The sequence below is a fragment of the Pseudoalteromonas sp. MB47 genome (assembly GCF_011319765.1).
Lineage (GTDB): Bacteria > Pseudomonadota > Gammaproteobacteria > Enterobacterales > Alteromonadaceae > Pseudoalteromonas > Pseudoalteromonas simplex.
The window spans coordinates 351,246-373,469 of record NZ_VFBD01000026.1 but is presented as its reverse complement, the minus strand read 5'-3'; the positions used below and the strand labels follow the sequence as shown (position 1 = coordinate 373,469).

The following is a 22,224-nucleotide window of genomic DNA, read 5'->3' as shown; positions in this document are numbered from 1 at the left end:
GAATTTTCTAACATACTCGTAAAAAAGAATAACCAATCTATAAACATAAAAGTGTAATAAATACGCAGCTAAGTCAGCTGCAAAGCGTTAAAGCTAGCTCAATTGGTAAAATGGACTTACCAATTTAAAAGGTAAAATCCCCGTAAATTAAGGCATCCTTAATGTTTGCATGGTCAAATCTTTACCCGCCTTTTTTTATATGTTTGTAGGGTTAGCTCAAGACAAACAGAGCTACTATCATTTTATTAGTTGGTGATAGTTTGAGCGAAATTTTTTTCAAATATTTTTATAACAGGTCAAAAATGCAACTCTATATTTTGTGTGGTGCACGCAGTGAAATTGCAAATGCCTATTTCACTACTCTTCATAAACAAATCAACACGGGTCATATCGTCACCATCAGTCGAGATGAATTTAAGGCAAGTTTCAATGAGTCATCAAGCAATGAGATAAGTCACCAGCATTTTATTACTGATTATTCAGAGCAAAGCTTAAGTGGCATTGCTAAAGAACTTGCCGGTGGCCACTATGATTTAGCCCAGTTGATGATATTTAACGGCCTATTGCATGATCCAAATAATGCGCCTGAACGTAAACTTGAGCAAATATCTGAGCAGCACTTTATAAATAGCATGACAACTAATGCTCTACTGCCAATTCGCTGTGTGACTTTATTCTCAATACTTTTAAAGCCACAAGCTTCAACTGTGGTGTGTGCTCTTAGTGCACGTGTTGGTAGCATTAGTGATAACAAGTTAGGCGGTTGGTATAGCTATCGGGCATCGAAGGCGGCATTAAATATGTTATTTAAATCTGCAGCGATTGAACTTAGCAGACGCTATAAAAAGTGCCACTGCGTGTTATTTCACCCAGGTACCACTGATACGCCTTTATCAAAACCCTTTCAGGCAAATGTACCCAAAGGAAAGTTATTTACCCCTGAGTTTGTAGCCGAGCAGCTGTATTCATTGATAAGTGATGCTGACTATTTACAACAATCAGAAAACCCTGCCTACTTTGACTGGCAAGGAAAACCCATAGACTGGTAACAGGAAATTTATGCATTTTACAAAACAAGCCATTGCTGATTTAGAAAACCGCTACCGCGCTCATTTAATTAATAGTTTGTCGGGATTTAAAAGTGCCAACTTAGTTGGCACACAAGATAGTAACGGCCAAACTAACTTAGCGATTGTAAGTTCAGTATTTCATCTTGGCGCACATCCCCCTTTGGTCGGCATGATCATTAGGCCTCATTCAGTGCCTCGCCATACCCTAGAGAACTTACTAGCCACTAAACAGTACACGATTAACCATGTGAACAAAGACATTTATAACAAAGCACATCAAACATCGGCACGCTACGATAAAGACGAGTCTGAATTTGATGCAACAGGGCTTACTACTGAATACCTAAATGACTTTACAGCGCCTTTTGTTAAAGAAAGTAAGCTTAAATATGCGCTTGAGCTGAAAGAACACCACCACCTTGCCATCAATGGCACTGAGCTGATCATAGGTGAAATAACCGATATCTACTTAGATGAGGCTTGCTTGCAAGAAGATGGCTTTGTTGATATTGAAGCCATTGATACAGTCGCAGTAAGCGGGCTTGATAGTTACCATGTAACTGAACGTTTAGCCCGCTTAGCGTATGCTAAAAAGTAACCTTTAATTTAGCACTAGATTATAAATGGCTTAGGCGCATGGGTTAACACCTCAAAACCAGATTCGGTGACAACTATGTCATCTTCAAGGCGTACACCACCATAGCCTGGTATATAAATGCCAGGCTCAATGGTGATCACATTACCAACTTCAAGGTTGTAGTCTGTCAATGTGTTGATGAATGGCACTTCATGTAAAAACAGCCCTAAACCATGGCCAAGCCCTTTACCGGCGTATTCGCCAAAGCCCGCCTCAGTAATCACCTTGTTTGATATAGCATTTAAATCTAAACAGTTAATACCCGGTTTAACCATTTCAAATGCCGCATTTTGTGCATCAAGAACAGTATTATAAATACGGGTTTGTTTTTCTGACGCTTCGCCAATGATGTAACTGCGGGTCATATCAGAGCGATAGCCATTTACAACCGCACCAAAATCAAGGGTTACAAAGTCACCTTGCTTTAAAACCTGATCTGACGGGTTACCATGCGGCAAGGCTGAGCGCTCTGCAAACAGCATGATAGTGGCAAACGACATTCCTTCTGAACCAAGCTTTTGCATTCTAAATTCAAGCTCTAGGGCAAGGTCACGCTCGGTTACACCCGGTTTAAAATAAGGCAGCGTTTGTGCTAATGCTTCATCAGCGATGGCCGCAGCAGCTTTAATTTGTGCAACTTCCCAGCTATCTTTAACGCGCCTTAGTTTTTCAATTAAGCCGTTTACCGCTGTTAATGTGTGGCCGCTTAGCTCATCTGCCACACCTTGCCAAATGGCTACCGTGACATAACTTGCATCAAATGCGACATGGCTGTTTGGGTTAAGGTGCCTGTTAATACAATGACCAAGGGTTTCGTTGTCTCTGTCTCGACAAATAACTTCAAATCCTGTTGTTTCAGCAATTGCACGTTGGTGGTATCGGTAATCAGTGATCAACACACACGCATCTTGAGTAATTAATGCATAAGCAGCATTACCGCTAAAACCACTTAAGTAACGAATATTTTCATGACCAAGTACTAACATGGCGCTGTAACCTTGTTGCTCTAGCAAGGCTTTAAATTCAGCTTGTCTTTTTAAGTAATTAACTTGCATTGTCGCTCCTTATTTTTTGCGCATGCTAACAGTTATGTCCATAAATACGAATATTATGCGATTAGTCGCAGTGAGTTTGCATCAACTGTTTACTCAAGCCACAATGCAGAAAAAACCAAGGAGTACACAATGACAACATATGGTATTGGCACACAAACGCCAGAGCAGGCGCTTGACTCTTTGTCAGATATGACAACAGATTTAACCCCTATTCAAAATGACGAATTTCATGCGCGTATCGCAAAAGCACAAGCGTATATGCAAGCAAACAATATTGATGCAATTTATTTAAATGCAGGCACTAACCTAGCCTATTTTACAGGGATGCGTTGGTACGCAAGTGAGCGTTTAGTTGGCGCTATTTTACCTGCAAAAGGTGATGTGCAATACATAGCGCCGTTTTTTGAAATCGGCAGCTTAAACGATTTTATGGTGATTGATGGCCCAATTCGTGGTTGGCAAGAACACGAAAACCCTTATCAACTATGTGTAGATGTTCTTACAGAAATGGGCATTAGCAAAACAGGCACCCTTGGTATTGATGAAAGCGCACAGTTTTTCATCTACGACGGCATTAATAAAGCTAACGGCAATTACAACATTGTTAACGCACAGTGCGTGACAGCTCACTGCCGCATGCATAAATCAGCAAGCGAACTTGCCTTAATGCAACGTGCTATGGACATGACTTTAGAAGTACATAAAGCAACGGCAAGTATGCTTTATGAAGGTATCACCACAACTGAGGTTGAAGCCTTTATTAAAAAAGCGCACCAAAAAGTCGGTGCGCCGGGTAACTATTTTTGTATTGTGTTATTTGGTGTTGCGTCGTCTTTCCCGCATGGCGTTAAAAACCCGCAAACCCTTAAAAAAGGTGATGTGGTACTGATTGATACTGGCTGTAAAGTACATGATTACCTCTCTGACATTACCCGTACTTATGTATTTGGTGAAGCAACCGATCGCCAACGTACGTTTTGGCAACACGAGAAAAATGCCCAACTTGCTGCTTTTGCTGCCGCAAAAAATGGTGAGCCATGTGGCAAAGTAGACGATGCTGCAAGGAAGTATCTTGCCGAAAATGGCATGGGGCCAGAATATCAAACACCAGGCTGCCCACACAGAACCGGCCATGGTATTGGTTTAGACATTCATGAATGGCCATACCTCGTGGGTGGTAACCCTACCCCACTCGCAACAGGTATGTGTTTTAGTAATGAACCTATGATTGTCGTACCTGATGAGTTTGGTATTCGCTTAGAAGATCACTTTTATATGACAGACGAAGGTCCGCGTTGGTTTACCGAGCCTGCTCATAGCATCGATGACCCATTTGGGTTAGCTAAATAAAATTCAAATAAACTTTATAAGGCCAGTTTTCTGGCCTTTTTTGTATCTGAATTATTACAATCATTAACAGTGTGGACATTTTAGAGACAACCTATCCGCTTTTATCATGTTATGATTTCAAGAATTTAACCTAACATAATTACGGAGAATAAATGGGTTTACGTTTTAAAGTTCCACATACCCTGATACTGCTGCTGGGCATGATGGTTGTTGCGCTTATTGCTACTTGGTTAGTACCACAAGGTTTTTTCACTACTACATTAAGTGAATCAGGCCGAGAAATGGTTGTTGCGGGCACCTATCAAACGGTTGCTGAGCGCCATTACTTAACTCCATGGGATTTATTACAAGCCATACCTCGCGCTTTTGCTGCTGCTCAAGATGTTATTTTCTTTGTGTTAATTGTGGGCGGTGTATTAGCTGTTGCACGTGCCACAGGCACTGTTGATGCGCTCATTGGTAGGCTTTTAGAGCGACACGGTAAAAAACCGCAACGATTAATCTTTATGGTGGTGTTTTGCTTTGCCTTAGCATCAAGCAGTATTGGTACCGCCGGCGAATATATTCCTTTTGTTATTATTCTCGTCGCGCTTTGTAAAGCAATGCGCCTAGATGCAATGACCGCCGTAGGGATGATAGTTGCAGGTTATGGTATTGGTTATGGTGTTTCGGCATTTAACCCATTTACGGTATTAATCGCACAGCAAATTGCTGGTATTCCTGTTTACTCTGGCCTGTGGTTACGTTTAGCTATATTTATTCCATTTGTGCTCATTGGTTTTCATCATGTTTGGCAATACACCAAAAAGGTAGCGCACGATCCGTCTAAATCAATGATGATTGGCGTGCCTTGCCCACTCGAAAATCAAACAGCAACAAGTTACCCAGCACTTGCCCTGCGCCATAAACTAGTTTTAGGTAGCTTTATTATTACCCTAGCAATTGCAGTATGGGGCATCGCAACGAAGGGCTGGTACTTATACGAGCTAGGTGGTGTTTTTATTGCTTGGGGTGTGGTTGTAGCCATTTTAGGCAAACTATCTGCTGATGAAGCAGCAAACAAATTTATAGAAGGCGTATCTGATCTTGTTACCACCGCAGTGTTAATTGGTGTTGCACGTGGTATTGCGCTTATTTTAGAAGACGGCCAAATCCTGCATAGCCTTGTCCATGGCATGTCGTTACCGCTTTCTTATGTATCTGCTGAAATATCTGCAATTGGCATGCTGGTTATTCAAACCCTACTCAATACCTTTATTCCTTCTGGTTCAGGGCAAGCTTATGTCACCATGCCACTCATGGCCCCACTCGGTGATTTAGTCGGTGTACCAAGACAAGTTGCCGTACTTGCTTATCAATTTGGTGATGGCTTTTCAAATATGATCATTCCGACCAATGCTGTACTTATGGGCATTTTAGGCATGGCTGGTGTGCCTTACGGCCATTGGTTTAGATTCTGTTTACCACTACTAATTAAACTAATGGTCGCAGCATCGGTTGTATTAGTATTAGCTGTAATGTTTGGCTATGGCTTAGATGTGCAGCCCATACTAAATTAAGTTAGTTGAGTGAGCTAATTGGCTCCTAAATTAATGATGCACGCTAACACCTATGTGTTAGCGTGGCTCTTAGCATTACTTGCCACAAATAATTGTCAGATGAAAAGCTAATTATAAAAACTTCTGTACGAAAGCTTTTAACTCGTCTTTCTCAGCTTCACTAGCAAATGAATTTGCCGTAATGATCAAGATTGTGGATTAAGAATATACGTTATGAGTTCTTTAAATAGTTTGTGATGTACGTAGTGAAGTTTTTTGAGCAGAAAGTAAGGGTTTTACAGATTTAGCCTCTTCTTGATAACGGTTTCTCGTATCCCATAAATCTTCGGAGTGCTGGATATTAAGCCAAAACTCTGGGGTATTCCCTAACGCAGCAGCTAGCTTAATTGCAAGTGGCGCCGTTAAGCTACCGCCATTAATAAAGTTACTAACTGTATTTCTATGCACACCCATTGCTTCAGCTAAAATTTTTGATGTAATGTCCATAGGCTCTAAAAACTCTAGCTTCAGCATTTCACCTACACTCACTGGACGACGCTTTGTAATACGCATAACTCTTACCTCAATACTTATGAGGGTCTAAATAGGTGTTTTCTGCTACACCATCAACCCACTTAAAAATCAATCGATACTGTTTGTTCACTCGTATTGAACACCAATCTTTCAAGTTACCTTTAAGATGTTCAAACCGGTTACCCGGTGGGACTCTTAAGTCAGATTCAGCCTTTGCTGCATCTAATATTTCTAGCTTACGATATAAAGCATTCTCGATAACCTTAGGGATTAATCGATGCGCTTATCCTCTTCATAGAATGCTTCGAGCCACTCATCCTTAAAATCTAAAGCCATATCCTTGCACTGTCCTATTGTGCATCAGTACAGAAATTGCAGCGCACAGTCATAATGTGCACAACATATACGTTTAAAAATCACTCTGGACACTTTTGTCGTGTATAAACTTATTCGTAGAAAACCATTTTTGGATATAAATGGGTTGGTGCTGAAGGACAGTTTTGTGTCAAAATCAGAAAATAAGCCATACCTTGATTATGCCCCAAAACGTGTTAAGGCGAATTACTCAAAAGAGCGAACTTCGGCCGTTCACAATTGTATTTCTATTTCGTTAAAGTTTATTATTGCATAGTCAGAAAACGATCCTACCGTTCATTATTATCCTAGGACAAAAGCTAGAACCACTGCATTTTAGTAGTATTGGCAATTAGTTAAGAAGTTTGTTAAAAATAGTCTAATAAGAAAAACGAGCTACGCTGTGGTAGAAAAACGCGCGATTAGCTCGCTATAAACATGTTAAATGCATGTGCTAAACCTCTGTGTCCTGTCGCAGGTAATGGTATTTATGGCTACAAAAAGGATTAGGCTTTGCTCTTATTGACGATTGAGTTGCTGTTGGTGGTAATGACTTACATAGTTTCTAGCAGTTGGTTAACTGCTGGAATTGCACTAATAATAACTCTTCTCGGCCATGTGGGTTTCAATGATCAAAATCCATTTAGTAAGGCCTTAAATACGTTTTACGTGGCTTGTACAGCTAGCTTGATTTATCTATTTGGAATATATGCAAATATTTTGGCGAAAACTATTCCTGACGGTCATTTTGCGGGAATGAAAGATTCGTTATTGGAAATTGGTCTAATTTTCACTGCTGGGGCAACTCCGCCATTTAGTATTACTGGCGATGGGTCAAATGATCTAGCAATATTTATTTTTGGCTTTGCGATTATTGAAACTTTGTTGCAACTTATTAATTTGTATTTAAAACACAGGCATCATTAGTAGGAATTGAGAAATTCACATTTAACAAGCGCATGTTGTCGGAGTGGTTTTCCGCTGCGCTCCAAACCATCCGCAAATGCGGGCGTTATATTTTTAGGAGAGTTTCGCTTCATGGATGAGTTCAACAGATATTTATCAGAAGCTATAAGAGTACGACGAATAATTCAGGTATATAGCGAAATATTCGACTGTAGAGAATCTATTGATATTCTATCTTCTAAATCAATTGAGTTTGGTGCTATTTTAAAACGCTCAGTGCATGATGAGATCTTAATTTCACTAGCTAGGCTATTTGACACAGATGCTTATGAAAGTAAGAAGGATCGACATGAATATCTTTCCCAGCGTAACTTGATATTGAAATACGAAGATTCGCTAGACGAAATGCTTCAAAACCTCCGAAACAAAACATCACAACTATGGAATGAAGTTAGCGTCAAAAAATACAGAGATTTTAAACTTACTCACAATGATAAAGTTCTTCTCTGTGGTCAAAGAGAAACCATTAATCATAATGTTACCTTTGACTCTGCTAAAGAATTAGTAGAAACATCTATTAACTTAGTTTTAGGTTTAATGGCTAAAAATGGTATCACCAGTGTAAGTAGCAATTTAAACTATAAATATGAAAATGTAGGCTCAAAATTTATAGAGTCGATTAAATAAAAATATAACAAGGCGCTCAAGCAAGGAATTTTAAAGTTTGGCTCGGCTCGTACCTCGCCAATTTTAGCCAAACTCTAAAATCCGCTTAGCTTGGCGTTAGTTGCCTTCCCGATATCCATTATTTATGAGGTAGTAAATGGAACAAGTTTAACATCAACGTCTTGGAAAACAGCAGTTGCAGATCCAATAGAGATTCGCCTAAAAGACACTGTTAGGCTAGTGTTCATTCCAACTGTTGTTGATAATCAAAAAGATAAAGATGCTTGTGTTAAGGGGCACTTTGTATATCAAAAGAAAAAGAAACAGGATGGTTGGGAAGATGTTCGAGAAATTAATCTTTCTCAATTAAAACCTGCTGAGGGTGTAAAACTTGAGCTTAAATCCGCGGAGTTGTTACTTCTTCTTAGGAAACTAGCTGATCTATATCGAATTCACCGTAAAGACGGTATTCAACGAGGCTCCAATCAATATATTAAATTGAGTGGCGCACTGGAGGGGCTCAGCAATGCAACCGATGAAGATTTAAGGCAGTTCATTGAGTTAAGCTCTGATAATGCGATTGGTACATTTAAACGTATTGCAAAGTGGTTATCCTCAATAGAGCATTCAGATAAAGTAGTCGAAAGTTTAGAGTCATTGTCCGCTGATAACGTAAAGCAACTGAATGTTGTAGCTGGGCTTACGGTTTTAAAGAAAGCTTTAGAAATTTGGAACAGTAATCAGTTTTCAACTGATGAAGAGTTTTGGCAAAGAGAGCTAACTAGTAATTCTTTTGTGTTGTCTCAGATATTTTCGTTCCCAGTGGTAGTAGTTAAAGAAAAGGCATATATCGGTGGTAAAACCTTTACTAATCAGGGAGGGAATATCGTTGATTTTCTCTATAAAAATCAAATGACGAGCAACCCAGCATTGATTGAAATTAAGACACCTTCAACTCAACTGATATCCAGCCTTTACCGCCAAACGTACAATATGTCTAAAGAGTTAACGGGCTCTACTAGTCAGGTTCTAAACTATGCTAACTCTATTATTCAGGACTACTACTCAGTTGTAGGGCATGAAACTAGTATATTTGGAGCATATAAACCGACTTGTGTGGTCATTATCGGGAATACTAGTGAATTAGACTCTCCTGAAAAGCGTAAAGCTTTCGAGTTGTACCGAAACAACTTGAAAGACGTCCAAATTGTTACGTTTGACGAACTTTATGGCAAAGTAAGTAGCTTCGTCAGGCTACTTGAAAACGGCAACTAACAAAGCATTTAAGAGTGATTCGCAACGCTTGGCAGTTTTGCTGCGCTCAAGTATAGCCAAGCGCTGCTCACACCTTAATGTGGCGTTACTGATTAAATACTCTAACGTGTTTTTGTCCAATAGTGAGTTAAAGCCAAAGACTTCAACTCACTATTGGTAAATATTTAAGACTAACAACATGTCTTACACTATTTAGGCAGGTTTTGGCTTTACGTTCTGTATAGCACTTTGATTACATGCCAACCAAAGCGCGTTTTCACTAAATGTGGCTCTAAGATTTCGCCGCTGAATGCTACTTTGTCAAACTGTGGCACCATTTGCCCACGTCTAAATTCCCCCAAGTCGCCGCCCTTTTTACCCGACGGACAGGTTGAATATTTTTTAGCTAACGTCTGAAACTTCGCACCTTTTTTAAGTTGCTTGATGATGTCTTCAGCTTGTTCTTTATGTTTAACAAGAATGTGCAGTGCGTGCGCTGTATTTGCCATGGAAAATCTCGAAAATTAAAACGCGCGTATTTTATCACGGCAATCAACACTGAGCCACTGCGGCTATTAATGTTTACTTGTTGCCTGCACAAACCCTGTCACCAAACAAAATTGTGCAATGTAATACGTTATCATTATTGCGATATCTGCATGCGCTATTTCTGAATAAAAACGGTTAAGGCTAAGTATAGAGTCTGATATAACAAACACGGCCCCACCTAACACTAAAAAGCCGTTCGATTTATCCGTCATCCAAGTAAGGCTTGCCATTATGGTGAGTACCAACATGTAGAAAAGCACAGGGATGAGCAGGTCATTTAAGTTTGGATAAAATAAGCAAAAAACGATGATGGCCAAAAATAGATAAAGAAATACAACGTCTAGTCGCCAGTTTTTAATTGGCAACATGGTAATGATATAAAAAGCGTGGCTAACAAAAAATGCCGCTAAACCGCCTATAAACAGTTGCCCCGTATCAAGGGCTAGCAACACATCACCTAGTGCTGAAAAACTAAGAGCGAATAATAAAGTAATAAAAGTGCGATTTTGTAACTGACTACGCCCTTTTAACACCATCACAATCAACAGGCCGATTGGTAATGTTTTAAATAGCGCCATAATAGGCTGAGTTAATGATGGTATAAAGAGCAGTAAAGCAATGTAAACCGAGCTTAGGGTTAGAAAGAGAATGTTCATATTCTTATTATTGTTATTTGTTCCCAATAACGAGAATAGCAAGCTTTGCTTTAAATGTTTATAAAAAATGCTGCTTTTGTTCTTCGGTCAGTAACTTACACTGTGTTTGCTTACCAAAAAACCGATAACGATTACGACCAAGCCAATCATATATACGATCGCGAAAACCTTTTGGCAGCAGCTTGAACACGTTAGCTAAAGAGAATGGAAAACCTAATTGTGTTGCGATAAATAACACAGCGTCACTTTGTTTATATAGCTGGTTTTTATCAATCACTAACATTGAGGAAAGTGGATCTTTAACTTTGTGAGCCATTAATAAACGCTCACCTTTATCGCTTTGCATGGGGCATAACTTAAAGGTGATTTGCTTATCGTAGCGAAGTATGAACCGCACACAAAAATGGCACAGATTGCACTGACCATCAAACAGTATGACTGGGCAGTGAGTTTGCAAGATTAACCGCTTACCTGCACAACTTGTTTTCCGGTAAAACCACCAGCAAGTTGTTTATTTAAAGCTGCTGAAACAGCCTCTGCGGTAAAATCAACGGCATGAATTTGTGGCAGTTTGATCTCGCCACGGGCTGCATTATCGAGTAATAAGTTACCCATAAAGCTCAGCTTTTGCTGCGCACATAAGCTATTTGCAAGCCACGCTCCTCCTAACGATACAATGCCGATATTTGGTGCGCGCCTAAACATAAGTTCTTGTTCAAACTTAGGTAATTCATTTAAACAGGTAATATGGCCACAAAAGCGCATTAGCTCAACGTTACGAATGGTGGTATCGCCACCAATACAATCAAGCACCGCGTCAAAGCCTTGCGGGCCTAATTCACGGCGAATTTTATCTTCAAGTTTAGGGTCATTGTAATCAAACACCACATCAGCACCTAATTGCTTAAGTAACTTATGATTGTGTTTGCTGGCAGTGGTAAATACAGTTGCACCACGTTGCTTAGCAAATTGAATAGCAAATTGACCAACGCCGCCTGCCCCTGCGTCAATAAACAGTGAATCCCCTTCGCTTAGTTGCAACTTATCAAGGGCAATTAATGCCGTCATACCTGAACAAGGTAAGGTTGCAGCATCTGCCGGTGATACGTTATCTGGCACAACCGAAACCGCATAGTTTGGTACCGTTGTGTATTCAGATAACACACCTTGGTCGCCAAGGCTGGCGTGCCATACAACACGTGCGCCAACACCTGGGAATACACCTTTACTTGCCTGAACAACCACGCCAACAGCATCATGACCTAGTACATGAGGGTAATGCCATTTACAAAAACCTTGTTTTGCAAAGTTGGCATCACCATGATTTAAGCCCACATATTCAACTTTAACCAAAAGCTCATTGCCTTCAGGGCTCGGTACTGGCACAGAAAGCTCAGATAACGCTATGGCGTCATTCGGCTCAATCAGTGCAAGCGCGCGCATTGTTGACGGAAGTTCTGTAGTTTGTTGAATATGTGACATTGAATACTCTGGGTTAAAGGTTGTTTAGTTCAAAGCTCCAACGACCATTAAATGCTTGATAAGCACTTACTTTGGCCTGTAATGAAGCAATTGTTGAATCAACAGCGTTCTCTTGCGCTATTAAAACATCCTGTCTCGCATCTAACAACTCTAAGTAAGGAATTTGTCCTTCTTGATACATTGCTTGTGCTTGACCAAATGCTTTATTGGCATAATTAAAACGTTGATCAGCATAACTTAACTGTTGTTGCTGTTTGACTAGTCTTTGTAAAGTAAGTTCACTATCGCTAATGGCTTTTAATACTTTACTTTGATAGTCACTGTAAGCGGCTTCACTTAAAAACTGCTGTGCATCACGCTGAGCTAATAATGCAGGATAGCTGAGTAATGACCATTCAACTTTTGGTGTGACTTGCCATTGTTGCACAGTATCTTCTAAGCCATTGCTGGTTAAGCTCACCACACCTGCAAACCCGGCCAAACTAATATCTGGCAGTAATGCTTTTGAGGCGGCAACACTTAGCGAATAAGCCTGACTAAACTGATATAAAGCACTGGTGATATCTGGTCTCAGTGCCATTGCTTCACTGGCTTTATTAAACGACACACTAAATTCGTGACTGAGTAACTCAGGCTCTTCTATCAAAGTTATGTCACTGGCAAGTCGCCCTGTTAGCACCGCAAGGGTTGCGAGGTCGCGATATTGCAAGTAACTAAGCTCAGGAATAAGCGCTTGTTGCTGCTTTAACTGGGCAAGAGTACGGTTAAGATCAAGTTCATTCGCAACCCCCTCCTCTACTCGCGCTTTGAGCACATCAATACTTTGCTCGAGCGCCTCGATTTGCATTTCAATGATAGCTTGCTTTTGCACATTACCTTGATAGCTGACATAGCCTTGCACCACGGCTGAAACCACTTCAACCTGTAATGCTCTTAACTGCTCGGCTTGGTTTAGTGCACCTGCATTAGCAGCATCGACTAACGCTGTAATACGACCAAACAAATCAAGCTGCCAATTAACATTAACCCCAGCGTTTGATTGGCGCGTAATTGCGCCATCTAAGCTGCTGCGCTCTGCGCCTACGCTTAGGCTGCCCTGCGGATAATAATCCGCGCGGGCTGCACCTAAACGGGCAATGGCTGCATCAAGTTGAAGTTGACTGGTTTTTAGGTCGTGATTCATTGCTAATGCATCAGTCACTAAATTGTTTAACTGAGGCGAATCTAAACGACGCCACCAGTTATTTTCGCTCGCACCTTCGTTTTGTTCACCAATTTGTGTATCGCTAACAAATTGTGTCAGGCTCACTTGCTGCTCTTGCATATCGACGCTTTGTGCGCAGCCTGCCAGTGCTCCAGCTAACAGCATCGCACTGACTAGTTTGCTGTGTTTAAAGATTACATGAAGAGGCTTATGCATCATGTTGCTCCTTCTGCGATTTTTTAGTGACTAACATATAAAACACCGGGGTGAACAATAAGCCAAACACAGTTACACCAATCATGCCTGAGAACACTGCGTTACCCATGGCATGACGCATCTCTGCACCTGCACCTGTGGCTAAAACAAGAGGTACAACGCCTGCCGTAAAGGCAATTGATGTCATTAAAATTGGGCGAAGTCGTAAGCGACACGCTTTAATAATGGCTTCAAGGTGAGACAACCCCGTTTTATGCTGATCTCGTGCAAACTCTACCATCAAGATGGCATTTTTACTTGCCAGTGCAACCAGTACGATTAATGCGATTTGCGTGAAAATGTTGTTGTCATCACCAACAAACCACACACCTAACAGTGCCGAGAAAATCGTCATAGGCACAATCAGAATAATAGCCAGTGGTAATCTTAAGCTCTCGTATTGCGCTGCAAGTACCATAAAAACAAGCAATACAACAAGTGGGAAAACATACACCATGGTATTACCCGCTAATATTTGCTGATAAGTTACTTCTGTCCACTCAAACTCAATACCATTTGGTAATGTATCGGCAAGGATTGCTTCAATCGCATGTTGCGCTTGATCAGAGCTATAACCTGGTGCTGGGCTACCATTTAATTCAGCTGTAGGGTAACCATTGTAGTGCATTACACGATCTGGGCCTGTTGTTGGTGTGACAGTTAATACAGAGCCTAATGGCACCATTTCACCCATGCGGTTACGTACTTTAAGATTCAAGATTTGCTCAGGATCTTGGCGGTAATCAGCATCAGCTTGCGCATTAACCTGATAAGTACGACCAAACAAGTTAAAGTCATTCACGTACACGGAACCTAAGTACACTTGTAGGGCATTGAATACTTCATCAAGTGGAATACCTTGGATCAGCGCTTGCTCACGGTCAATGTCGATATCCATTTGCGGTACTTGAATTCTAAAGCTTGAATAAAGCCCCATTAACGCTGGGTCTTGCTGCGCTTTCGCAATGGTTGCTTGTAAGCTGTTAAAGAGTGCTTCAAAGCCTTTGTTTGCACGGTCTTCAATTTGCAGTTTAAAGCCGCCCGTTGTACCTAAACCTTGAATTGGCGGTGGCGGGAATACCGCAACAAACGCTTCATCAATACTAGCAAACTTTTGATTTAACTGAGCCGCAATCGCCATTGCCGACATGCTCGGATCTTGACGCTCCTCAAAAGGGGCAAGCGGTGTAAATACAATGCCGCTATTAGGGCTATTAGTGAAACCATTCACCGATAAACCAGGAAACGATACTGTGTTTGCAACACCCGGTACTTGTAATGCAATTTTTTCCATTTCTTGCACGACTTCTTGAGTTCTGTCTAAACTTGCCGCATCGGGTAACTGTGCAACAGCCACTAAATATTGCTTATCTTGCTGTGGGATAAAACCACCTGGTACTGCGTCAAACAATTTTACTGTGCCACCAACAAGTGCAACATAAGCAACTAATACAATCACACTCATACGAATTAGCTTTTGTACCAGCTTTTCGTAGCCATTGGCGCCTTTATCAAATAAGCGGTTAAAAGGTTTAAATAACCAGTTACCAAATACACGGTTTAATAGTTTAGTTAAACGATCTGGTTTTGCATCATGACCTTTTAATAGTAACGCCGATAACGCAGGCGATAGTGTTAACGAGTTAAACGCAGAGATAACCGTCGAAATAGTAATGGTTAAAGCAAATTGCTTATAAAATTGACCAGATAAACCCGTAATAAATGCCGTTGGAATAAATACCGCACACAATACAAGTGCAATGGCGATAATTGGCCCTGTTACTTCTGTCATTGCAACACGGGTTGCTTCAAGTGGTGATAAACCCTGCTCGATATTACGCTCTACGTTCTCAACCACAACAATGGCATCATCAACAACAATACCAATGGCAAGAACCAAACCAAATAGCGATAAGGTATTAATCGAAACCCCCAACCATTGCATAACCGCAAACGTACCAATCAAAGATACCGGTACTGCAATCAGTGGGATTACTGATGCACGCCAAGTTTGTAAGAACACCACAACAACGATTACAACTAATGCAATTGCTTCTAGTAGCGTTTTAATAACAGCATCAATTGAACCGCGTACGAATACAGTTGGGTCATAAACAATGTCGTATTCAACACCTGCCGGAAAGTCTTTTGATAATACTTTCATGGTTTCACGCACTTGATCAGAAAGCTCAATCGCATTTGAACCTGGGCGCTGGAAAATCGGCATTGCAAGTGCAGGTTGACCATCTAACATCGCTCTTAATGCATAGGTGTTTTGGCCTAATTCAAGGCGTGCTACATCACTTAGGCGTGTAAGCTGACCTTGCTCACCTACTTTGATGATCACATTTTCAAATTCTTCTTGTGAGCTTAAGCGCCCTTTTACATTCATCAGAATTTGAAATTGATTACTTTTCGAGGTAGGTTGCGCACCTAAACTACCCGCAGCAACCTGTTGGTTCTGAGCGCGTAATGCATTTACTACGTCCATTGCTGTTAAATCGCGAGCAGAGAGTGCATCAGGGTTAAGCCAAACACGCATTGAATATTGACCCCCACCAAACATTTGCACATCACCCACACCGCCTAAGCGCGCAATTTGGTCTTTGATATACAAATCAGCATAGTTCGCTAAGTAAGTCGTATCATGCGTTTTTTCAGGCGAATACAAATGCACCACCATGGTTAAATCAGGTGATGATTTTTCGGCTACAACACCTAAACGCTGAACTTCTTGCGGTAATCGTGGTAGTGCACTATTGACACGATTTTGCACTTGAACTTGTGCACGGTCTAAATCAGTACCTAATGCAAAAGTAACTGTTAAAGTCATGCGGCCATCACTGGTTGCTTGTGAAAACATATACAACATGTTTTCTGTACCATTGATTTCTTGCTCAAGTGGCGTTGCCACTGTTTCGGCAATCACCGTTGGGTTAGCACCCGGGTAATTTGCTGTAACTACAACCGTTGGCGGTACAACTTCAGGGTACTCACTCACTGGCAATTGAAATAACGAAATTGCCCCTGCAATGAGAAATATAAGCGACAGCATCGCTGCGAAGATGGGTCGCTGGATAAAAAAGTGTGAAAATTTCATTTTGACCTACTGTTTAGCAACCAAATCTGAGTGATTATTTGAAAGAGTAAATGCAATTCCGTCGCTATTGATTGTGACTGTGTTTGGTGAAATTGGCATACCAGGGCCAACACGCGCCGGGCCATTCACAGCAATCACATCGTTTTCGTTTAGTCCTGATGTAATCGCACGTAAACTGCCGTAACGCTCACCCACCGTTACTAGTTTGTATTCAAGAACATTGCCTTCACCCACAGTGAGTACAAAGCGATTCTTTAAATCAGTCCCAATTGCACGCTCAGGCACAATGACTTTTTCACTTACTTTATTGGCAGCAAGCTTAATACGTGCAAATGAGCCCGCACGTAATTGTTGTTCATCGTTTTCGAACACCGCACGTACACGAAGAGTGCCGGTAGTTTCATTAATTTGGTTATCAATGAAGTTGATTTTGCCATTGTAGTTAAAGCTGGTTTGACCCACTTTTTGCATCACAACCGCTTGTTCACTTTGCGCTGTCACATCAGTAAAAGACTGATTCCATGTACGCTCATCAATATCAAAATAAGCATACATTTGCTGGTTTGAAACAATGCTTGTTAACACGCTTTGACCAGCAAGCACGTTATTACCTTTGGTAATATTCGCACGCGATACAACGCCATCAATGGGTGAACGCACTTGAGTAAATTCTAAATCAAGCTCTGCGGCCGTAAGTTCAGCCTGTAGCGCTAGCAATTGCGCTTCGCGTTGTCTTAGCGTTGATTTACGAGACTCCGCTTGCTCCGTTGAAATTGCTTTACGCTCAGTTAAGCGCTCTGCACGTTTTGCTTCACTTTTAGCCTGCTCTAATGCGGCCTTGGCGCTCTCTATCTGCGCTTTTAAGCTATCTACTACTGCTGCAAAAGGGCGTGCATCAAGGGTGAAAAGCAAGTCACCTTCTTTAACACTGTCACCTTCTTTAAAGTTAATTTTATCGATCACACCTGAAACACGCGGCATAAGTGCAACCTCTTGCGGTGCCTCTAAACGCGTTGTGTAGGTGTGCCAATTTTGTACTGGCTTTACAAGTACTTGCGCTACATCGATAGGTTGTAATTGTTGCTGTTGCGCTGATTGGCTAGCTTCGCTACCACATCCTGCCAACGTTAAGCTCGCAATGGTCACAGCCACTGCAAGAATAGATTTGTTCATAACGACTCTCCTGTATTTAGATAGGAGACAATGTTACGCAACTAATTAGTGGATAAAAATGATAGATTTTTAAATTCATTAATGCCAGAATTGCACCAATAGAATTTAAGGAACTGCTATGGATACCACCAGCCGCTTATTAATGTTGCTTGAAGTAATTGAACGAGGCTCATTTGCCAAAGCCGCCGAATCTAGAAATATAGATCGCTCAGTTATTTCAAAACAAATTAGCCGCCTCGAAGATGAATTAGGTGTTCGTTTACTAAATCGTACTACACGTTCTTTTTCGTTGACTGCCGCTGGTGCTGAAATGGTAAAAAAAGCAGCTGAACTGAGAGATTTGTTATCAGATACCGTAAGACTTGCAGAGAATTACCACCAAGAACCCCGTGGTACGTTAAAAATTACCTCATCAAGTATTATCGGTAAGCGCTATATTCAACCAGTCATTAACGACTTTCAAAAACGCTTTCCGCAAGTTGAGGTGGAACTTCGTTTAGACGACAGGCTGATTGATTTAGTATCAGAAGGCTATGATTTAGCTTTTCGTGTTGGCGAACCAAAAGACTCGTCATTTATTGCCCGTAAAATTGCCCGCAACCGTATGTTGCTGTTGGCTTCACCGGAATTTATTGAAACTTACGGTATGCCAAAACAGGTTGAAGATTTAAAAGAGCTACCTGCCGCTAGCTATTCAAGCCCAAGTAAACGCATCAGCGGAATTCGTTATCGTAATGCCGATGGCGATATTATTGAGCAAAATATTAAAAGCGTCTTTCGTGCGAACGATGCAGAAGTACTTTTAATGAAAGCTATTTCAGGCAATGCGTATGTTTTGGCGCCGGCATTTATTCTTGACGATGAAGTTAAGCGAGGCGATCTCGTACCCATTTTAACCGATATGGAATTACTCGATTACAGCGCGGTGTATGCTGTTTACCCACACAGAGACTTACCAGTAAGAACGCGTTTATTCTTTGATGCTATGCGTGAATACATAGGCAAAGATATTCCTATTTGGGAGGCAAACATCCCTGATTTCGACACCATGTACAAAAGCTAAATTTATAAACGCTAACTCGCTTTATTATGCTCAATTGACTCTTGGCTCAACTCATAAGCTGTTACAACTTTATTTCGTCCTTGCTGCTTTGCTTGGTATAGCGCATCGTCAGCACGTTTAATAAAGTTTTTCAGGGTTTGATTTGGCATGTAGCAAGCAACACCAATACTAATGGTCAGATTAATTACTTGCTCATCAATATTGTGGATAGTGGTTGATAAGTGCTCGCGCAGCATATCTGCGAATTCATAAGCACTTCTTGGGTCACTACTGGGTAAGAAGATAGCAAACTCCTCACCGCCAATACGAAATACATAGCCTTTACTAATGCGTTGCCTAAAGAAACTGGTTACTTCAATCAAAATGCGATCGCCAACATCATGGCCATACTGATCATTAATATTCTTAAAATAATCAAGGTCGAGCATTAAGATAAACAAGCCATTTTTGTTTTTTAATTCAACTTCAAAATAATGAGTCATCGCTAAGCGGTTACCCGCGCCTGTCAAAGGGTCGAGCAAGGCTAAGTTTTCAAGTCGCTGTCCATATTCAGCACGACTATTTTCAAAGGTGTGAGATACTGCCCAAATACAGATATATGCAAATGAAAAATTGAGTAAAAAATTAATGCTGTTCAGAGGCTCTAGACTTGTTTTACTAAATAAAATCAGTGCTTGTAATAGTGCAACCATCAAAGACAACACTTGGCCATATTGCTTACCAAGTAGTAGATAGAACAATACAGGCAATGAACATGTCCAGATAAAAAGTAAACTCTTAATACTGCTTAAGTAAGTACCTAATGTAATGAGTAAACTTAAAAACAAACACAGAGTAAGTGATTGCCAAAGCTGAGCATTACGTTTTCGGGTATAGAAAAAGATATAAAAACAAAACGAAGCAAAAACGACTTCTAACGCACCTAGAACAACAAAGTCATTTATAAATAGATTAAAAACCGCGAACACGCCCGCTAAAACACCTAGACAAAAGCCCATCCATTTAAGAACGTTATTACGTAAAGCTTGAGTGCCTCTTAGCGCACCAATATCCATTCAGTTTCTCGTTATTATTATAGTGATTAGATTTTAACTCCAAATTAAAAAATTAGGAACAAATTATTAAGCGAACCCTCATTAAACTACGTTTATTAACATAAAACCCTGAAAAACTGATACTTTCTAACTTTTATTTTAAAAACATAAGCTGCTAGCTGCCATCGATTTCATATCACGTCCAAACACATCTAGCCAATTAATCATCAATCAAGTCACTTACCTCTTCGATTAACTCATCAAACTCATCGCGAACGTTACGACGCTGTTTATCGGTTAATGTAGGTTTTAGTTCCACTAATAAATTAACGTAGTTATCGAGATTTTTATCATCGGCTGAAATTAACTCATCGCTCATAAAAGCTAAGCGATTATTAATGATGACTGCCAACTGGCTATCAAAGTCTGTTGGTTTTTGCTTTTGCATAAATAACGTTTTTAATGCATCTAAACGCCTTTGTTTGTACTGCATCCACATTAAAAATGTACTGACTCGAGAATTTGATGAACTCTCTATGAGTGTTTTTTGCTGCGCTGTGAGTTTGGTACCGAACCACTCTTTATAATTTTCAAGGTTTTCTTCTAAATGTTCTTTTTTATGTTGCTCAGGTGATTTTTCTTCGTGCTCTTTGTACTCGTCGTTAATGTTTTCTTGCAGTGCAGCAACAAACTCTACGCGCTGCTTATAAGAAAGTGAATTCGCTAAAGCGATAAGTTCAGGCTCAATTTTATTAATCAATGTTTGCCAGTGCTGCTTCGCTTGTACAAAGTGTGCTTTAAGCTCGTTATGGTCAACTTGCTTATCTAACATGGTCTTTAAATTTTCAAGGTCGCGTTTATATAAGGGGAGTTGTGTTTCTCGATGCCAATCTCGGCTGGTTTTAACAATATGCTCAAATTTATCAGCTTGGTCACTGTTCAGGTCAACATAATCATCAATCCAAAACCCTGATAACCAACCTAAATTATTGTAAGTGAAGCTCGGAGAACACCCTGTTGCTGTAAACAATAAACTAAATACTATTAGATACTTTGATAGCTTTTTCATTGTAGTTTTTTCAAATCCTATTTCAAAACAAAGTAAACTTACCACTAAGAACAAAAATTCAGCAACCAAATTAAATGAAATTAATTATCATTTAATTATTGACGAGCAGGTAAACCTAAGTAATAATCGTTATCAACAACTTGGTTCGCTAGACTATTCTCACAGCAACATCATACTGTTAAAGGTTTTGATGCTGTTTTACCAAGTTAGTTCAAGATGTAACTCTTGATTGTCATCTGTTTCCTCGACCCAAACATAGACATAAAACGTTACACTTTACTTGCTACATTGCTCATATCGGTGACGGTAGATATGACACGAAAAAGCCCGCTAAGGGCTTTTTTTATTTCTTTAATTTTTCTGGAAAATCTGTATCTTAAGCCTACTTGTTAATTGCAAAGCTTGCCGCTGTCTATAAATTGGGCATTTGCAGCTGTTGGGGCTAAACTAAAAGTGATGTTTTGCTCTGAGGCTGTTTGGCAAGGCATTTTATCAATAGCTGAATGCTTTGTTATTGATACCTAACACACATTTGGAGGCAGACTATGATCAAGCCTAATTTTAAATCACTATTGCTCGCTAGCACGTTAATCTTGTCACCTTTAGCAAATGCCAGTCTTGAAGATGCCCAATTAGCGGCAAATGAAGGACGTTTTGAAGAAGCGCTTCATGAATTTAATTACCTTGCAGACAGAGGTTATGCCCCTGCAATGTATGAGCTTGCTAAAATGTACGAAGGTGGCTTTGGTGTGCAACGAGACTATCGTAAAGCAGCAGAGTTGTACGAAAAAGCAGTAAAGAAAGTGCATGCTGATTCAATGTTCGCATTGGGTGTACTTTATCAAGAAGGTAAAGGTGTCAAACTTGATAAAGAAAAAGCCATTTCATTGTATGAAATGGCGTCACAAAAAAACCATCCAGCGGCACAGTTTAATTTAGGGGTTATGTATGCCAATGGCGAAGGGGTAATTCAAGATTACCGTACCGCGCTTAGTTGGTACCAAAAGGCGGCTGCAAATAACTTTACTCTTGCGCAATTCAACATGGCTTTAATGTATTACGAAGGGTTAGGAGTTCCTAAGAATCTCGAAAAATCATACATTTGGAATACCATTGCTGAATACAACGGCAACATGGATGCAAGTCATAGCCGTAAGCTTGATGAGCGAAGTATGATGCCTGCAGAAATTGAAGCTGCTAAAGAAAAAGCAGATGCCATTTATGCAAAAATACAGGCTGGTTTATACGCACCTGACGGGCGTCTATAAATAAACT

21 protein-coding genes are annotated in these 22,224 nt (G+C 40.4%); 9 read left to right on the top strand and 12 right to left on the bottom strand.

The genetic code is table 11. The features are described 5' to 3' along the window. Positions 1 to 302 precede the first annotated feature (302 nt). Together IMPJCBKJ_RS15600 and IMPJCBKJ_RS15595 are read left to right on the top strand one after the other, a co-directional pair. Entirely contained in the window at positions 303 to 1,049 is a 747-nt protein-coding gene (locus IMPJCBKJ_RS15600; protein ID WP_166340935.1) for an SDR family NAD(P)-dependent oxidoreductase, read from the top strand. 10 nt (positions 1,050 to 1,059) lie between these two features. Beyond that, positions 1,060 to 1,668: a flavin reductase gene (locus IMPJCBKJ_RS15595; protein WP_166340934.1), complete on the top strand. Its 609-nt coding sequence runs from the start codon at positions 1,060 to 1,062 to the stop codon at positions 1,666 to 1,668. Between the two features lie 14 nt (positions 1,669 to 1,682). Here IMPJCBKJ_RS15595 and IMPJCBKJ_RS15590 read toward each other — a convergent pair whose 3' ends face one another. Continuing rightward, on the bottom strand, positions 1,683 to 2,762 hold the full coding sequence (locus IMPJCBKJ_RS15590; RefSeq protein ID WP_166340933.1) for a Xaa-Pro peptidase family protein: 1,080 nt from the start codon (positions 2,760 to 2,762) through the stop codon (positions 1,683 to 1,685). 129 nt (positions 2,763 to 2,891) lie between these two features. On the opposite strand from IMPJCBKJ_RS15590, the gene IMPJCBKJ_RS15585 reads away from it, so the two are divergent. Both IMPJCBKJ_RS15585 and IMPJCBKJ_RS15580 read left to right on the top strand, forming a co-directional pair. After that, positions 2,892 to 4,112, top strand: a complete 1,221-nt coding sequence (locus tag IMPJCBKJ_RS15585; RefSeq protein WP_166340932.1) for a Xaa-Pro peptidase family protein — start codon at positions 2,892 to 2,894, stop codon at positions 4,110 to 4,112. Between the two features lie 152 nt (positions 4,113 to 4,264). Then, on the top strand, positions 4,265 to 5,671 hold the full coding sequence (locus tag IMPJCBKJ_RS15580; protein WP_166340931.1) for a TIGR00366 family protein: 1,407 nt from the start codon (positions 4,265 to 4,267) through the stop codon (positions 5,669 to 5,671). A 222-nt stretch (positions 5,672 to 5,893) separates the two neighbouring features. Here IMPJCBKJ_RS15580 and IMPJCBKJ_RS15575 read toward each other — a convergent pair whose 3' ends face one another. Continuing rightward, positions 5,894 to 6,223 carry a HigA family addiction module antitoxin gene (locus IMPJCBKJ_RS15575; protein ID WP_166340930.1) on the bottom strand — a complete coding sequence of 110 codons (330 nt, stop codon included), beginning with the start codon at positions 6,221 to 6,223 and terminating at the stop codon, positions 5,894 to 5,896. A 10-nt stretch (positions 6,224 to 6,233) separates the two neighbouring features. After that, positions 6,234 to 6,413, bottom strand: a complete 180-nt coding sequence (locus IMPJCBKJ_RS20730) for a type II toxin-antitoxin system RelE/ParE family toxin (RefSeq protein WP_346774167.1) — start codon at positions 6,411 to 6,413, stop codon at positions 6,234 to 6,236. A 638-nt stretch (positions 6,414 to 7,051) separates the two neighbouring features. Here IMPJCBKJ_RS20730 and IMPJCBKJ_RS15565 point away from each other — a divergent pair. The 3 genes from IMPJCBKJ_RS15565 to IMPJCBKJ_RS15555 all read left to right on the top strand — a co-directional run bounded on the left by IMPJCBKJ_RS15565 (position 7,052) and on the right by IMPJCBKJ_RS15555 (position 9,385). After that, complete coding sequence (locus tag IMPJCBKJ_RS15565) at positions 7,052 to 7,465, top strand: hypothetical protein (protein ID WP_166340929.1); 414 nt, start codon at positions 7,052 to 7,054, stop codon at positions 7,463 to 7,465. 111 nt (positions 7,466 to 7,576) lie between these two features. Beyond that, positions 7,577 to 8,131 (top strand): hypothetical protein, encoded by a 555-nt coding sequence (locus IMPJCBKJ_RS15560; protein WP_166340928.1) that lies wholly within the window; start codon positions 7,577 to 7,579, stop codon positions 8,129 to 8,131. A gap of 90 nt (positions 8,132 to 8,221) precedes the next feature. Further along, complete coding sequence (locus tag IMPJCBKJ_RS15555) at positions 8,222 to 9,385, top strand: Shedu immune nuclease family protein (protein WP_166340927.1); 1,164 nt, start codon at positions 8,222 to 8,224, stop codon at positions 9,383 to 9,385. Positions 9,386 to 9,594: 209 nt separating this feature from the next. On the opposite strand, the gene ppiC is transcribed toward IMPJCBKJ_RS15555, so the two are convergent. The 7 genes from ppiC to IMPJCBKJ_RS15520 all read right to left on the bottom strand — a co-directional run bounded on the left by ppiC (position 9,595) and on the right by IMPJCBKJ_RS15520 (position 17,783). Then, the gene (ppiC, locus tag IMPJCBKJ_RS15550; protein WP_054552145.1) at positions 9,595 to 9,873 is read right to left on the bottom strand and encodes a peptidylprolyl isomerase PpiC; all 279 of its coding nucleotides are present in this window, start codon (positions 9,871 to 9,873) and stop codon (positions 9,595 to 9,597) included. Positions 9,874 to 9,939: 66 nt separating this feature from the next. Next, on the bottom strand, positions 9,940 to 10,569 hold the full coding sequence (locus tag IMPJCBKJ_RS15545) for a lysoplasmalogenase (protein ID WP_166340926.1): 630 nt from the start codon (positions 10,567 to 10,569) through the stop codon (positions 9,940 to 9,942). Between the two features lie 58 nt (positions 10,570 to 10,627). Beyond that, positions 10,628 to 11,026, bottom strand: coding sequence for a DCC1-like thiol-disulfide oxidoreductase family protein (locus tag IMPJCBKJ_RS15540; protein WP_240921038.1), 399 nt, complete (start codon positions 11,024 to 11,026; stop codon positions 10,628 to 10,630). A gap of 2 nt (positions 11,027 to 11,028) precedes the next feature. Beyond that, complete coding sequence (locus tag IMPJCBKJ_RS15535) at positions 11,029 to 12,051, bottom strand: zinc-binding dehydrogenase (RefSeq protein WP_166340924.1); 1,023 nt, start codon at positions 12,049 to 12,051, stop codon at positions 11,029 to 11,031. A gap of 13 nt (positions 12,052 to 12,064) precedes the next feature. Next, complete coding sequence (locus IMPJCBKJ_RS15530) at positions 12,065 to 13,471, bottom strand: TolC family protein (protein WP_166341046.1); 1,407 nt, start codon at positions 13,469 to 13,471, stop codon at positions 12,065 to 12,067. Beyond that, a complete protein-coding gene (locus tag IMPJCBKJ_RS15525; protein WP_054552138.1) occupies positions 13,464 to 16,610 on the bottom strand; it encodes a multidrug efflux RND transporter permease subunit in 3,147 nt (1,048 codons plus the stop codon). The genes IMPJCBKJ_RS15530 and IMPJCBKJ_RS15525 overlap by 8 nt, the downstream gene beginning before the upstream one ends. Positions 16,611 to 16,616: 6 nt before the next feature. Then, positions 16,617 to 17,783, bottom strand: a complete 1,167-nt coding sequence (locus tag IMPJCBKJ_RS15520) for an efflux RND transporter periplasmic adaptor subunit (protein WP_054552137.1) — start codon at positions 17,781 to 17,783, stop codon at positions 16,617 to 16,619. Between the two features lie 118 nt (positions 17,784 to 17,901). On the opposite strand from IMPJCBKJ_RS15520, the gene IMPJCBKJ_RS15515 reads away from it, so the two are divergent. Continuing rightward, positions 17,902 to 18,846: a LysR family transcriptional regulator gene (locus tag IMPJCBKJ_RS15515; protein WP_054552136.1), complete on the top strand. Its 945-nt coding sequence runs from the start codon at positions 17,902 to 17,904 to the stop codon at positions 18,844 to 18,846. 11 nt (positions 18,847 to 18,857) lie between these two features. Here the strand turns inward: IMPJCBKJ_RS15515 and IMPJCBKJ_RS15510 are convergent, their stop codons facing one another. Then, positions 18,858 to 19,901, bottom strand: coding sequence for a GGDEF domain-containing protein (locus IMPJCBKJ_RS15510; protein ID WP_166340923.1), 1,044 nt, complete (start codon positions 19,899 to 19,901; stop codon positions 18,858 to 18,860). Between the two features lie 199 nt (positions 19,902 to 20,100). Continuing rightward, on the bottom strand, positions 20,101 to 20,949 hold the full coding sequence (locus IMPJCBKJ_RS15505) for a DUF6279 family lipoprotein (RefSeq protein WP_166340922.1): 849 nt from the start codon (positions 20,947 to 20,949) through the stop codon (positions 20,101 to 20,103). 545 nt (positions 20,950 to 21,494) lie between these two features. On the opposite strand from IMPJCBKJ_RS15505, the gene IMPJCBKJ_RS15500 reads away from it, so the two are divergent. Continuing rightward, complete coding sequence (locus IMPJCBKJ_RS15500; RefSeq protein WP_054552133.1) at positions 21,495 to 22,217, top strand: tetratricopeptide repeat protein; 723 nt, start codon at positions 21,495 to 21,497, stop codon at positions 22,215 to 22,217. Positions 22,218 to 22,224: the final 7 nt, after the last annotated feature.

Coding starts and splice junctions, on each gene's coding strand:
- IMPJCBKJ_RS15505 (WP_166340922.1), bottom strand. CDS start 20,949: ATGAAAAAGCTATCAAAGTATCTAATAGTATTTAGTTTATTGTTTACA.
- IMPJCBKJ_RS15590 (WP_166340933.1), bottom strand. CDS start 2,762: ATGCAAGTTAATTACTTAAAAAGACAAGCTGAATTTAAAGCCTTGCTA.
- IMPJCBKJ_RS15575 (WP_166340930.1), bottom strand. CDS start 6,223: ATGCGTATTACAAAGCGTCGTCCAGTGAGTGTAGGTGAAATGCTGAAG.
- IMPJCBKJ_RS15525 (WP_054552138.1), bottom strand. CDS start 16,610: ATGAAATTTTCACACTTTTTTATCCAGCGACCCATCTTCGCAGCGATG.
- IMPJCBKJ_RS15560 (WP_166340928.1), top strand. CDS start 7,577: ATGGATGAGTTCAACAGATATTTATCAGAAGCTATAAGAGTACGACGA.
- IMPJCBKJ_RS15545 (WP_166340926.1), bottom strand. CDS start 10,569: ATGAACATTCTCTTTCTAACCCTAAGCTCGGTTTACATTGCTTTACTG.
- IMPJCBKJ_RS15520 (WP_054552137.1), bottom strand. CDS start 17,783: ATGAACAAATCTATTCTTGCAGTGGCTGTGACCATTGCGAGCTTAACG.
- IMPJCBKJ_RS15510 (WP_166340923.1), bottom strand. CDS start 19,901: ATGGATATTGGTGCGCTAAGAGGCACTCAAGCTTTACGTAATAACGTT.
- IMPJCBKJ_RS15535 (WP_166340924.1), bottom strand. CDS start 12,051: ATGTCACATATTCAACAAACTACAGAACTTCCGTCAACAATGCGCGCG.
- IMPJCBKJ_RS15530 (WP_166341046.1), bottom strand. CDS start 13,471: ATGCATAAGCCTCTTCATGTAATCTTTAAACACAGCAAACTAGTCAGT.
- IMPJCBKJ_RS15500 (WP_054552133.1), top strand. CDS start 21,495: ATGATCAAGCCTAATTTTAAATCACTATTGCTCGCTAGCACGTTAATC.
- IMPJCBKJ_RS15595 (WP_166340934.1), top strand. CDS start 1,060: ATGCATTTTACAAAACAAGCCATTGCTGATTTAGAAAACCGCTACCGC.
- IMPJCBKJ_RS15580 (WP_166340931.1), top strand. CDS start 4,265: ATGGGTTTACGTTTTAAAGTTCCACATACCCTGATACTGCTGCTGGGC.
- IMPJCBKJ_RS15600 (WP_166340935.1), top strand. CDS start 303: ATGCAACTCTATATTTTGTGTGGTGCACGCAGTGAAATTGCAAATGCC.
- ppiC (WP_054552145.1), bottom strand. CDS start 9,873: ATGGCAAATACAGCGCACGCACTGCACATTCTTGTTAAACATAAAGAA.
- IMPJCBKJ_RS15585 (WP_166340932.1), top strand. CDS start 2,892: ATGACAACATATGGTATTGGCACACAAACGCCAGAGCAGGCGCTTGAC.
- IMPJCBKJ_RS15515 (WP_054552136.1), top strand. CDS start 17,902: ATGGATACCACCAGCCGCTTATTAATGTTGCTTGAAGTAATTGAACGA.